The 14,059-nt window shown below is 48.9% G+C and carries 6 protein-coding genes, 2 tRNA genes and 3 rRNA genes; 5 read left to right on the top strand and 6 right to left on the bottom strand.

The genetic code is table 11. The features are described 5' to 3' along the window. Positions 1–34: 34 nt before the first annotated feature. Positions 35–2,296, bottom strand: a complete 2,262-nt coding sequence (locus Z042_RS04945; protein WP_202901334.1) for an FAD-dependent oxidoreductase — start codon at positions 2,294–2,296, stop codon at positions 35–37. A gap of 175 nt (positions 2,297–2,471) precedes the next feature. Here Z042_RS04945 and Z042_RS04940 point away from each other — a divergent pair, with 175 nt between their 5' ends. The 5 genes from Z042_RS04940 (at position 2,472) to Z042_RS04920 (ending at position 10,081) form a co-directional block, all read left to right on the top strand. Beyond that, positions 2,472–3,008 (top strand): metal-dependent hydrolase, encoded by a 537-nt coding sequence (locus Z042_RS04940; protein ID WP_024912713.1) that lies wholly within the window; start codon positions 2,472–2,474, stop codon positions 3,006–3,008. A 505-nt stretch (positions 3,009–3,513) separates the two neighbouring features. Then, complete coding sequence (gene acs, locus Z042_RS04935; RefSeq protein WP_024912712.1) at positions 3,514–5,472, top strand: acetate--CoA ligase; 1,959 nt, start codon at positions 3,514–3,516, stop codon at positions 5,470–5,472. 210 nt (positions 5,473–5,682) lie between these two features. Continuing rightward, positions 5,683–5,994, top strand: coding sequence for a DUF485 domain-containing protein (locus tag Z042_RS04930; RefSeq protein ID WP_024912711.1), 312 nt, complete (start codon positions 5,683–5,685; stop codon positions 5,992–5,994). Further along, positions 5,991–7,643, top strand: coding sequence for a cation/acetate symporter ActP (gene actP / locus Z042_RS04925; RefSeq protein ID WP_024912710.1), 1,653 nt, complete (start codon positions 5,991–5,993; stop codon positions 7,641–7,643). The genes Z042_RS04930 and actP overlap by 4 nt, the downstream gene beginning before the upstream one ends. Before the next feature lie 398 nt (positions 7,644–8,041). Then, the gene (locus tag Z042_RS04920) at positions 8,042–10,081 is read left to right on the top strand and encodes a glycoside hydrolase family 3 protein (RefSeq protein ID WP_024912709.1); all 2,040 of its coding nucleotides are present in this window, start codon (positions 8,042–8,044) and stop codon (positions 10,079–10,081) included. Between the two features lie 194 nt (positions 10,082–10,275). On the opposite strand, the gene rrf (Z042_RS04915) is transcribed toward Z042_RS04920, so the two are convergent. From rrf (Z042_RS04915) to Z042_RS04895, 5 genes are all read right to left on the bottom strand, one after another. Further along, a 5S ribosomal RNA gene (gene rrf / locus Z042_RS04915) occupies positions 10,276–10,391 on the bottom strand. A gap of 49 nt (positions 10,392–10,440) precedes the next feature. Further along, positions 10,441–10,516: transfer RNA gene (locus Z042_RS04910), tRNA-Thr, on the bottom strand. A gap of 13 nt (positions 10,517–10,529) precedes the next feature. Further along, positions 10,530–10,645, bottom strand: a 5S ribosomal RNA gene (rrf, locus tag Z042_RS04905). Between the two features lie 120 nt (positions 10,646–10,765). Continuing rightward, a 23S ribosomal RNA gene (locus Z042_RS04900) occupies positions 10,766–13,674 on the bottom strand. A 255-nt stretch (positions 13,675–13,929) separates the two neighbouring features. Beyond that, a tRNA-Glu gene (locus Z042_RS04895) sits at positions 13,930–14,005 on the bottom strand. Positions 14,006–14,059 lie beyond the last annotated feature (54 nt).

Below are 14,059 nucleotides of genomic sequence, written 5' to 3'. Positions count from 1 at the left end.
TACGTCACAAGCACCACCGATGGCAGAGCAAAACCTAATAGGTTTCTATAAAAATATTCTTTGCCCCTTTCCCGGCTAACAGAGATTGGCAATCCATGACCATGGCCGCTGAACCGCACACATAAAAATCCGTTGTGGCCGGATCAAAGCGCAGGTTATTGAGCGCATCCGTCACTCTTCCTTTAAATACCCCATCAGAAACCGTTTCTGTTCTACTAAGGCACACTATTTTAGCCGGAGGTAACGGGGAAAAATGGCGGGTTATGTCATCAGCAGAAGTCTGGCAGCCAAAAAACAACTCGGCCAGATGAATACTTTTTTCCCGTTCAAGTTGGTTAAACATAGGTAAAAATGGCGCTATCCCTGTTCCGGTGGCAATAAATACTTTCCGGTTTGAATTTCTTACCAAGGTATAATGGCCAAGTGGGAGTTCAATATCAGTCTGCTGCCCAATGGTAGCATTGTTGACGAAAATAGAACCATCGCCGCCAGTTTGCGTATCAATCACAAATTGAATCTTTCGCCCTTCAGCATGCGCTATTGAATAATCACGCCATTCGTAATCGGCAACACGTAAGCGCCCGAATTGCCCTGGCTCAAATGCTGCCAGAGGTGAATCCAGTTCAAAATGAAGATACCAAATGGTTGCGGTAATCTGCGTTTTATTGAGTAACACTGCGCGTTTCTTATTCGTAGGCAAAGGGTAAGCGGGCATACGCTGCGGCTCTTTTTTCACCGCCGTCTGGATTAAATGATAGCCTTTGGGCCCCAGAACTTGTGACGCTGCGCCAACACCGCCCATTAATGCCCCCACAATCCCCAAACACCCGGCATCAGTACCTGAAATATATAAACCGGCGATCGGTGTCGTCGGCCCTAAAAAATAGGCGCTATAACGTTCTGGTGTGGCAGGTAATCCGTAAAACCCGCCCTTGGGATGAGAAGTATAATGCTCCACCGTTAAAGGCGTTGAGAGTTCAGAATAACTGACCAACTGTGTCAAACCAGGCAATGAGGTTTCTGCTAATCTCAATAATCCTTCCGCCACTCTCTTTTTCTGTTCTGCATAACCATTGCCACGCTGGCCTTTGACCGTGCCCTGCCAGGCAGAAAAAGCATCAGGCAGCACAAAAGTGATGATTTCAGCGGTATGGAAACGACCATCACCCGCTTTGGCGGACGGGAAAGAAACATAGATTTGCGATGGTTGGCCTTTCATTACATTTTCGGAATGCAAACCCAGATCACTGTGATCGATATGGGTATTAATCCAATAGTTTTCCCCCTGCACGCCAAGGGTGGAAATCGGGGCTTTTAAACGTAAATACAATGTGACGGCGGATACAGCGTTGCCTTTTAGCCGTTCAACCAATGCTCGAATCGAGGCTGTTTTACTGCCGATTTCGCCATCTACAGGCAATAAATATTGAAACGTATTTTCCACACCAATGTTGGAAATGATAGTAGGAGCCCGATATATCACCTCACGCGCTGCGCCGCTTCTTCTATCAATAACCTTTACCCCAACGGCCCGATTGTTTTCAATAATAATAGAAACCACTTCCTGGCTAACGCGTATCTCACCACCCTGGCTTTCTAACCGTTTTTCAAACGTCCGTACAATGCGGCCAGCGCCACCTTGTGGATACCAGGCTCCATTTAAATAATGTTTTACAATCTGGGCATGAATAGCAAAAGCACTCTTGGCCGGAGGCAAACCGTAATCACCCCATTGGCTGACCAAAACCGCACGCAGGAGTGGGGAACGAAAATTTTTCTCCATATATTGTTGGGTGGTCTGGAGCGATTTACGGCTGGTTAAACGCTGTAAAACGCGAATGAGAGGGGCTATTTTCTGGGGAACAAACGCGCGGACAAACCCCATAGTCGCCCAAAGCGCACATAAGTTGATATCGCGAAAATAACGTTTGATGGCCCTTGCCTCATCAGGAAAACGGGTAATCAAACGCTTTTTATATAAGGCAGGATCTGAAGGAACCTTGAACTGAAAATCTGGATAAACAAAGCAGTCAAAATCATCGGGAAGTGGATTCCATTGCAATTCGCCACATGAAAGCCAGTCAAACAGCCGCCGCGTTGCAGAATCTGGCCCAACATTGCCGATGTAGTGCAGGCCAACATCCCAAGCCGCCCCATCACGCCGGAAAACATGGGTCAATCCCCCAGGCTCTGTGTGTTTTTCTAACACCAAAACCTTTTTACCACCAACACCTGCCAACAACCCAGCGCTGGTGATACCGCCAATCCCTGAACCAATGACGATGACATCCCACATGATCAAAACCTCCATCCGTGATGAGCTTACTGCGTAATCCTAGTTTATCAATAGAGTCAACCGAGGGTAATCACGAGGAAAATGATAAAATGACAGGGCAATATGCATACTTCATCAATACTTCACACTTGGGTTTCAGTATCTGCTTCACAGATTCAAGCCATAGAAGAAAATCATGCCAACGATCATCACTCACGCCGCTGTCCCTCTCTGCCTCGGATTAGGATTGGGCCAGAAAATCATTCCCCCTCGTTTACTATTCGCTGGCATGGTGCTGTCTATGCTGCCCGATGCCGATGTGTTGGCCTTCAAATTCGGTGTCGCCTATGGCGATGCGTTTGGCCATCGTGGCTTCACACATTCGCTGTTTTTTGCCGTGTTAATGCCAACATTGGCTTTATTATTGTGTCATTGGTTTAAAACACGCCCGCTTAAGACCTGGTTTTTCTTGTTTATCTCGCTGTTATCGCACAGCCTGCTGGATTCCATAACCACAGGCGGCAAAGGGGTTGGCTGGTTATGGCCATGGAGCGATGAACGTTTTTTCGCGCCCTGGCAAGTCATCCGGGTTGCACCGTTCAACCTAGCCAAATATCTGACACCATCCGGCCATGCGGTGATCGTCTCAGAACTGCTGTGGGTCTGGCTACCAGGTATTATCGTACTGGCATTGCTGATCATTTTACGCAAAGGCCTGGAGCACCGGCCATAAACGCCTGAACGTTGCTCTTCGGTAACCCCGTCAACGACACGGTGCCGTTCACTTAAGCGATAAGAACGGCTCTTCCACATCCCTTATTCTGCTAGGTCGTATCAGTCACAACATTTGCGATATATCGTCATAATCGGCAATCCGAATTTCCATGCCGTGCGCTTGAATGGTTTGCATTAAACATCCCCTAGCAGAGATTAGTTATCGAGCTCCCATACAAAGCAGCAATACTGGGGCAGATAATATCTCCATCTCAACATCCAGCAGGAAAAATAAACATTTTCCTTCTACTTCCTTTTAGTTATTTCAAAAGTTTTTAGCGAAAAAAACAGTTGCACAATTCTTACCAACGGCCAAACAGATATACGGCACAGTTACAGCAGTAACTATTACAAATCAATGTCTTCGTTGCGTGATCCACCGCGCAAAAAAGAAACAAAAAATAAGGGCAAACTATACTTAACCATCAGTTGACATATCATTAACAATTCTAAGGAGAAAAACCATGAGCCAACTGCATAAACACGCTATTCCCTCTGCAATTGCAGAACATGCCCTGATGAACCCGGTACAATATCAACAATACTATCAACAATCTGTGCAAGACCCAGCGGCATTCTGGGGAGAGCATGGCAAAATCCTGGATTGGATAAAACCTTACACCACAGTCAAGAACACCTCATTTGACCCTGGCCATATCAGTATCCGCTGGTTTGAAGACGGCACACTGAATCTGTCAGCTAATTGCCTGGATCGTCATCTAGCCACGCGTGGCGATCAAACCGCCATTATTTGGGAAGGGGATGACCCTACCCAATCGAAAAACGTCACTTATCAACAATTACATCATGATGTTTGCCAATTCGCCAACGTGCTGAAAAAGCTTGGGGTGAAGAAAGGTGATGTCGTGGCTATCTATATGCCTATGGTGCCAGAAGCCGCCGTCGCGATGCTGGCCTGTGCACGTATTGGTGCAGTGCACTCGGTAATTTTCGGCGGTTTCTCGCCTGATGCCGTTGCTGGCCGCTTGATTGACTCCAACTCTAAACTGGTTATCACCGCCGACGAAGGCCTGCGTGCTGGCCGTGCCGTGCCGCTGAAAAAGAACGTGGACGATGCGCTGAAAAACCCTGGGGTGAAAAACGTTCGTAATGTGGTGGTCTTCCAGCGTACCGGTAAACCAGGTTATTGGCAGGAAGGGCGTGACCTCTGGTGGCACGAACTGACCACTGGCGTTACCGCCGATTGCCCACCAGAAGAGATGAACGCCGAAGATCCGCTGTTCATTCTTTATACTTCCGGTTCTACCGGTAAACCGAAAGGTGTCGTTCATACCACCGGTGGTTATCTGGTCTACGCCGCGCTAACGTTCAAATATGTCTTTGATTATCACGAAGGTGATATCTATTGGTGTACCGCCGATGTGGGTTGGGTAACAGGTCACAGCTATCTGTTGTATGGCCCGCTGGCCTGCGGCGCGATCACTCTGATGTTTGAAGGCGTTCCTAATTATCCAGGTGTGAATCGCTTGTCACAGGTGGTTGATAAGCATCAGGTCAATATTCTGTATACCGCACCAACCGCTATCCGTGCCTTGATGGCAGAAGGCGATAAAGCCATTGAGGGGACAAAACGCGACTCGTTACGCATCATGGGTTCCGTTGGGGAACCGATCAACCCGGAAGCTTGGGAATGGTATTACAACAAGATTGGCAACGGTAAGTGCCCGATAGTCGACACCTGGTGGCAGACCGAAACCGGTGGTTTCATGATCACGCCATTACCTGGCGCAACCGAGCTGAAAGCCGGTTCCGCTACACGCCCATTTTTTGGCGTTCAGCCCGCACTGGTGGACAACATGGGAACGCCGCAAGAAGGGGCTTGCGAGGGTAATCTGGTTATCACCGATTCCTGGCCAGGCCAAGCACGCACCTTATTCGGGGACCACGAACGCTTCGAGCAGACATATTTCTCCACCTTCAAAGGAATGTATTTTAGCGGCGATGGCGCACGCCGTGACGAAGATGGTTATTACTGGATCACTGGCCGTGTCGATGACGTATTGAACGTCTCCGGTCACCGTCTGGGTACCGCTGAAATTGAATCTGCCTTGGTCGCTCACCCAAAAATTGCCGAAGCGGCAGTGGTTGGCGTGCCACACAATATCAAAGGCCAGGCAATTTATGCCTATATTACGCTGAATCATGGTGAAGAACCCACGCCAGAACTCTATACCGAAGTGCGTAACTGGGTACGTAAAGAAATCGGGCCAATCGCTACACCAGACGTCCTCCACTGGACGGACTCCTTACCGAAAACACGCTCCGGCAAAATCATGCGGCGTATTTTGCGCAAAATTGCCGCTGGAGATACCAGCAATCTGGGGGATACCTCAACGCTGGCAGATCCAGCTGTAGTCGACAAGCTGTTGGAAGAAAAGCAATCAATGAAAGTTCCATCCTAATTTGCACGCCTACAAGCCGTTCATCTGTAATCACCGGGGAACGGCTTGATGCTCAATAGATTTCAAGATGTCGCAGGACGGCAATAAAACAAATCCCAGCCGCTGATGCCAATTAAGAGACTGGGGTAACAAAAGCCGTCCACACAGCAGCAACTTGAAAGATGAAGGGTATGGCGTGGCATGCTAATAATACCTATTGGAGAGACTTGGATGCATGACAACATTTATCAAGAGATTGAGGAAAACCCGCGTTTCAAAGAGCTGGTGCAAAAACGCAGCCGTTTCGCCTGGCTCCTTTCGTTGATCATACTGACGTTATACGTTGGCTTTATTTTCTTAATTGCCTTCGATCCACACTGGTTGGGTACACCGCTTGCGGCAGGTTCGACGATTACCCGCGGGATACCCATTGGTGTTGGGCTTATCGTCATCTCTTTCGTCTCAACCGGGATTTATGTTTACCGCGCTAACGGCGAATTTGATCGTCTGAACGCCGAAATTCTGCGTGAGGTGCAGCAATGAAGCGCCTGATATCAGTTATCACCCTGCTGGCATTGCCCAACCTGAGCCAGGCCGATGCAATTGGCGGCGCAGTACAACGCCAACCACTGAACATCCAGGCCATTATCATGTTCCTGCTCTTTGTAGGAGCCACACTGTATATCACTTACTGGGCTTCCAAACGCACCCGCTCGCGTGGCGATTATTATACGGCGGGTGGACGTATTACCGGGTTTCAGAACGGGCTGGCCATTGCCGGTGATTTTATGTCTGCGGCATCGTTCCTCGGTATTTCGGCTCTGGTATACACCTCCGGTTATGATGGCCTGATTTATTCCATCGGCTTCCTGATTGGTTGGCCAATTATTCTGTTCCTGATTGCTGAACGGTTGCGTAACCTCGGCCGCTATACCTTCGCCGATGTGGCTTCTTACCGGCTTAAACAGAAACCCATCCGTACCCTTTCAGCCTGTGGCTCACTGGTGGTTGTAGCGCTGTATCTGATCGCTCAGATGGTCGGTGCAGGCAAGCTGATCCAGCTGCTGTTTGGCCTTAATTATCACGTTGCCGTCATACTGGTCGGTATCTTGATGGTACTGTACGTCTTATTCGGCGGCATGCTGGCCACTACCTGGGTGCAAATCATCAAAGCGGTTCTGCTGCTAGCCGGTGCCAGCTTTATGGCATTAATGGTGATGAAATCGGTAAACTTTGATTTCAATGTTCTGTTTGCCGAAGCCGTAAAAGTGCATCCGAAAGGGCTTGCCATCATGAGCCCGGGTGGTTTGGTTTCAGATCCGATCTCAGCGCTCTCTTTAGGCCTGGCTCTGATGTTTGGTACCGCCGGTTTGCCACATATCCTGATGCGTTTCTTTACGGTCAGTGATGCTAAAGAAGCGCGCAAAAGTGTGTTCTATGCGACTGGCTTTATCGGTTATTTCTACATTCTGACCTTTATCATCGGCTTCGGCGCAATCTTACTGGTCAGTGCTAACCCTGCATTCAAGGATGCCAGTGGGGCACTGCTGGGTGGGAACAATATGGCCGCAGTTCATCTGGCAAACGCCGTGGGCGGAAACTTCTTCCTTGGTTTTATCTCCGCCGTGGCGTTCGCTACTATTTTGGCGGTGGTGGCCGGGCTAACCTTGGCTGGTGCGTCTGCGGTTTCCCACGATTTGTACGCCAACGTCATCAAAAATGGTAAAGCGACTGAGCGAGATGAACTCAAAGTCTCAAAAATCACCGTATTACTATTGGGAGTTGTTGCTATTGCTCTGGGTATTTTGTTTGAGAAACAGAATATTGCCTTCATGGTTGGCCTGGCGTTCTCCATCGCCGCCAGCTGCAATTTCCCGATTATCATCCTTTCCATGTACTGGTCACGCCTCACAACCCGCGGGGCAATGATCGGTGGCTGGCTCGGCCTGCTGACCGCAGTGATCCTGATGATCCTCGGGCCAACCATCTGGGTGCAAATCCTCGGCCACGCTAAACCTATTTATCCCTATGAGTACCCAGCACTATTTTCAATGCTAATCGCGTTTGTTGGCACCTGGTTATTCTCAGTTACCGATAGCTCCCTCGCTGGACAACAAGAACGCGAACGCTTCCGTTCCCAGTTTGTCCGTTCACAGACCGGGTTAGGTATCTCTCAAAGCGCGAATCACTAGCCTGACTGATTACCAAAGGCTCCTTCTGGGAGCCTTTTTCAAAAAATCACTATAGAGACAATTTTAAATAGAGATATATTTTTTATCTCTAAATTATTTCCGCGCAAAATTACGTGTTACAACATCAAAAATCACCATTTCTACGCGTAAAACTTCGTAGCACCTCAAAGTATTCATTAAATCCTGCAAGATAATTGTCCAAATATTGAATCTCATCTCATATCTCACCAGATAATTATTTTATAGTTCGAAAAAAATAAATTTTCATCATCGTCACGGCTTCGGCATATTTTCTATTGGAAATTATCAAAACTATTTCATTGTTTTTTGGGGAAAAAAATCTGATGCAGGTCGTTGCCTGTTTCTTACTGTTTCGTCACTAAAATGGAGATAAAGCAATGCAAATAGGAAAAATCGCTACTGTAATGTCTTTGGCCAGTTTTATAGCGTTAAGTCTTGGTGGATGTTCTGATAACGATACGATCAACACAGACGACCCCAAGCAAGCAAAATTAGGCTACCGGGATGTAAAATTATTAACGGTCAATAACCTGAAATTCAAAGATCTTAACAAAAACAATAAGCTCGATCCTTATGAAGATTGGCGTCTTGATATAACAACCCGAGCAAACAATCTGGCGTCGTTGATGACTACGGAAGAAAAAGCCGGGCTCATGATGCATGGAACATTGCCGCTCACTGCAGAACGCGTCAATACTGAAGCCGCTAAAAAAGATATCATCGATAATGCTGTGAATACGTTTATCACACGCATGGCTGGTAATCCTAATTACATATCTCATGATAATAACCAAATACAGCAAATCGCCGAAGGAACCCGCCTCGGAATCCCCATCATCATCAGTACCGACCCCCGAAATCATTTTACCAATGACCCGAATGCAACCAGCGTTGTTGCCGGCAGTTTTTCTCAATGGCCAGAAACGCTGGGATTTGCAGCGCTTGATGATGTTGAACTAATGAAAAAATTCGGTGATATAGCCCGCAGAGAATATCGGGCAGTCGGAATTCAAATGGCTTTATCACCTCAAGCAGATTTGGCAACAGAACCGCGCTGGGGACGAATTAACGGAACGTTCGGTGAAGATAACCAAATCTCGAAAAGGATGACACAAGCCTATATTGAGGGCTTTCAAAACGGTAATACTGGTTTGAATAAAGACAGTGTCATTACCGTAGTAAAACATTTCTCTGGCGGTGGGCCACAATTAAATGGTTTGGACCCACACAATGCTTACGGTAAAGAACAAGTTTATCCAGCAGATGCTTTTGAATATCACCTGTTGCCCTTTGAAGGCGCATTTGCAGCGAAAGTCGCCGCAGTTATGCCCTACTACGGACAACCAGTCGATCTTTGGTATAAAGGAACTCTCATTGAGTCCGTTGGTTTTGGCTTTAATAAACAAATTCTGACGGAAATTCTTCGCGGCCGTTACGCCTTTGATGGCGTCATCCTAAGTGATTGGGCCATTCTTTCAGACTGTGAGGATACATGTATTACTGGCATGAGCGATGCCGAAGTCGCTACAGGTATTTCTCCTTTTGCAATTGTTCCTATCGGTATGCCCTGGGGAGTTGAGCATTTGAGCCGCCAGGAGCGCATTGTTAAAGCCGTGGATGCCGGTATCGATCAGTTTGGTGGAACCAGCGACCCAGTAGCCCTCATTGCTGCAATAGAGGAACAGCAAATAACGGAGGAACGTATCAATGCATCCGTTGTAAGGCTCCTGAAACAAAAATTCTCCCTTGGGTTGTTTGAAGATCCCTACGTTGATGAAACTACGGCCGCAACACTTGTTGGGAATGATGATTTCCAACAGCAAGCCACTGACGCACAGAGCCGTTCACATGTCTTGCTGAAAAACGACAGTGACCTGCTCCCTATGTCACTCACTGGTAAAAAGGCTTTTCTACACAACGTCAACGCTGAGGTAGCGGCCAGATATGGCTTAACCGTTGTCACTACGCTAGAAGCGGCGGATATCGCAATCGTTCGCGTGGATGCCCCTTACCAAACCGATCCGCATTATCCGTTTGGCTCTGTTCATTTCGGGCAGTTGGGGTTTGATGACCAGGAAAGCGTGGTATTAGATGAAAAAGCAGGTATCTACAGCGGCAGTGATGATTACCAAATCATCAAACAGATCAAACATCAAGGCATACCAACCATCACTTCTATCTATCTTGACCGCCCTGCAATACTGACTAATATCGTGGATAAAACAGACGTTTTATTGGCAAACTTTGGCAGTTCTGATGCCACACTCTTCGATATCATTAGTGGTAAAGTGAAACCTGAGGGCAGATTACCATTTGAACTCCCCTCAAGCTGGGATGCTGTCTTGCAACAGAAAGAGGATGCACCGCATGACTCTGCCGATCCACTTTACCCAATTCATGCAGGGATGAGTTTGTAATTTTCAGAGTGAAAGAAGGCAAGCTCATCGCATACCGCCGTGCGGTTCTATACAGTGGTTTGTAGTGAAGCTTGCCTTGGAGGAGAAGATTTCCGCCTCCACGTCACCCTTTAATTAATAAGGCGAAGGATAATCCACCAAAGAATACAATGCAAAAAGGCCATCCCTAAGGATGGCCTTTCAGCTTAATTGATGCTTGGCAGTGTCCTACTCTCGCATGGGGAGACCCCACACTACCATCGGCGCTACGGCGTTTCACTTCTGAGTTCGGCATGGGGTCAGGTGGGACCACCGCGCTATTGCCGCCAAGCAAATTCTTTAATTCTTTTTTGCCGAACTTCTAAACTACTTTAGTAAAGTGGTGCTGATACCCAGAGTCGAACTGGGGACCTCACCCTTACCAAGGGTGCGCTCTACCAACTGAGCCATATCAGCACACAAATTTGATGCCTGGCAGTGTCCTACTCTCGCATGGGGAGACCCCACACTACCATCGGCGCTACGGCGTTTCACTTCTGAGTTCGGCATGGGGTCAGGTGGGACCACCGCGCTATTGCCGCCAGGCAAATTCCATTTAATCAACCCGCTTCACTTTCGTAAAGCCAGTCAATCCAATCCGGGAACATCGCTGAATATCAAAACTCACTACTCTCTTGTCTCTCAACAAAACACCTTCGGTGTTGTAAGGTTAAGCCTCACGGTTCATTAGTACTGGTTAGCTCAATGCATCGCTGCACTTACACACCCAGCCTATCCACGTCTTCGTCTCAAACGTTCCTTCAGGGAGCTCAAGGCCCCAGGGAAGACTCATCTCGAGGCGAGTTTCGTGCTTAGATGCTTTCAGCACTTATCTCTTCCGCACTTAGCTACCGGGCAGTGCCATTGGCATGACAACCCGAACACCAGCGGTGCGTTCACTCCGGTCCTCTCGTACTAGGAGCAACCCCTCTCAATCTTCCAACGCCCACGGCAGATAGGGACCGAACTGTCTCACGACGTTCTAAACCCAGCTCGCGTACCACTTTAAATGGCGAACAGCCATACCCTTGGGACCTACTTCAGCCCCAGGATGTGATGAGCCGACATCGAGGTGCCAAACACCGCCGTCGATATGAACTCTTGGGCGGTATCAGCCTGTTATCCCCGGAGTACCTTTTATCCGTTGAGCGATGGCCCTTCCATTCAGAACCACCGGATCACTAAGACCTACTTTCGTACCTGCTCGAGCCGTCACTCTCGCAGTCAAGCTAGCTTATGCCTTTGCACTAACCTCACGATGTCCGACCGTGATTAGCTAACCTTCGTGCTCCTCCGTTACGCTTTGGGAGGAGACCGCCCCAGTCAAACTACCCACCAGACACTGTCCTCACCCCGGATTACGGGGCAAAGTTAGAACATCAAACATTAAAGGGTGGTATTTCAAGGTTGGCTCCATGCAGACTGGCGTCCACACTTCACTGCCTCCCACCTATCCTACACATCAAGGCTCAATGTTCAGTGTCAAGCTATAGTAAAGGTTCACGGGGTCTTTCCGTCTTGCCGCGGGTACACTGCATCTTCACAGCGAGTTCAATTTCACTGAGTCTCGGGTGGAGACAGCCTGGCCATCATTACGCCATTCGTGCAGGTCGGAACTTACCCGACAAGGAATTTCGCTACCTTAGGACCGTTATAGTTACGGCCGCCGTTTACTGGGGCTTCGATCAAGAGCTTCGCCTTGCGGCTAACCCCATCAATTAACCTTCCAGCACCGGGCAGGCGTCACACCGTATACGTCCACTTTCGTGTTTGCACAGTGCTGTGTTTTTAATAAACAGTTGCAGCCAGCTGGTATCTGCGACTGGCTTCAGCTCCAGGAGCAAGTCCTTTCACCTACATGCCAGCGTGCCTTCTCCCGAAGTTACGGCACCATTTTGCCTAGTTCCTTCACCCGAGTTCTCTCAAGCGCCTGGGTATTCTCTACCTGACCACCTGTGTCGGTTTGGGGTACGATTCTGTGTTACCTGGAGCTTAGAGGCTTTTCCTGGAAGCTTGGCATCAACCACTTCGCCACCGTAGTGACTCGTCATCACGCCTCAGGGTTGAATAAGAGAACGGATTTACCAATTCTCTCCCCCTACACGCTTAAACCGGGACAACCGTCGCCCGGCCAGCCTAGCCTTCTCCGTCCCCCCTTCGCAGTAACACCGAGTACGGGAATATTAACCCGTTTCCCATCGACTACGCTTTTCAGCCTCGCCTTAGGGGTCGACTCACCCTGCCCCGATTAACGTTGGACAGGAACCCTTGGTCTTCCGGCGAGCGGGTTTTTCACCCGCTTTATCGTTACTTATGTCAGCATTCGCACTTCTGATACCTCCAGCGGCCCTCACAGACCACCTTCAACGGCTTACAGAACGCTCCCCTACCCAACAACGCCTTAGCGTCGCTGCCGCAGCTTCGGTGCATGGTTTAGCCCCGTTACATCTTCCGCGCAGGCCGACTCGACCAGTGAGCTATTACGCTTTCTTTAAATGATGGCTGCTTCTAAGCCAACATCCTGGCTGTCTGTGCCTTCCCACATCGTTTCCCACTTAACCATGACTTTGGGACCTTAGCTGGCGGTCTGGGTTGTTTCCCTCTTCACGACGGACGTTAGCACCCGCCGTGTGTCTCCCGTGATAACATTCTTCGGTATTCGGAGTTTGCATCGGGTTGGTAAGCCGGGATGGCCCCCTAGCCGAAACAGTGCTCTACCCCCGAAGATGAGTTCACGAGGCGCTACCTAAATAGCTTTCGGGGAGAACCAGCTATCTCCCGGTTTGATTGGCCTTTCACCCCCAGCCACAAGTCATCCGCTAATTTTTCAACATTAGTCGGTTCGGTCCTCCAGTTAGTGTTACCCAACCTTCAACCTGCCCATGGCTAGATCACCGGGTTTCGGGTCTATACCTTGCAACTAGACGCCCAGTTAAGACTCGGTTTCCCTACGGCTCCCCTATTCGGTTAACCTTGCTACAAAATATAAGTCGCTGACCCATTATACAAAAGGTACGCAGTCACCCCATTAAGAGGCTCCCACTGCTTGTACGTACACGGTTTCAGGTTCTGTTTCACTCCCCTCGCCGGGGTTCTTTTCGCCTTTCCCTCACGGTACTGGTTCACTATCGGTCAGTCAGGAGTATTTAGCCTTGGAGGATGGTCCCCCCATATTCAGACAGGATGTCACGTGTCCCGCCCTACTCATCGAACTCACAACCTGTGCATTTTGGTGTACGGGGCTATCACCCTTTACTGCGCGACTTTCCAGACGCTTCCACTAACACACAGGCTGATTCAGGTTCTGGGCTTTTCCCCGTTCGCTCGCCGCTACTGGGGGAATCTCGGTTGATTTCTTTTCCTCGGGGTACTGAGATGTTTCAGTTCCCCCGGTTCGCCTCATGACACTATGGATTCATGTCATGATAGTGTGTCGAAACACACTGGGTTTCCCCATTCGGGTATTGCCGGTTATTGCGGTTCATATCACCTTACCGGCACTTTTCGCAGATTAGCACGCCCTTCATCGCCTCTGACTGCCTAGGCATCCACCGTGTACGCTTAGTCACTTAACCTCACAACCCGAAGGTGTCTTCTGTAAACAGAGAACACATCGTGCTGTAAACATTTGAGAGACTCTCTGACAGGGTACTCCTTATCCCCATAACTCTACGGTGGGATAAGTTTCAGCTGTCAGGTTTCAATTTTCAGCTTGTTCCAGATTGTTAAAGAGCAATATCTCAAGCCTGACTCGCAAGTCAGCTTTGAGATATTTAAGGTATCGTCACGATACCGAGACCGCCGCTTTCACCGGGATGGTCGCAAGCAGTTGGCGTCCCCTAGGGGATTCGAACCCCTGTTACCGCCGTGAAAGGGCGGTGTCCTAGGCCTCTAGACGAAGGGGACACGACACCGTACTTTTATGACGCTTTTGCTCATTACTTCTATCAGACAATCTGT

Source organism: Chania multitudinisentens RB-25 (assembly GCF_000520015.2).
Classification (GTDB): Bacteria; Pseudomonadota; Gammaproteobacteria; order Enterobacterales; family Enterobacteriaceae; genus Chania; species Chania multitudinisentens.
The sequence above is the reverse complement of the archived record's forward strand: the minus strand, read 5'-3'. Positions and strand labels throughout refer to the sequence as shown.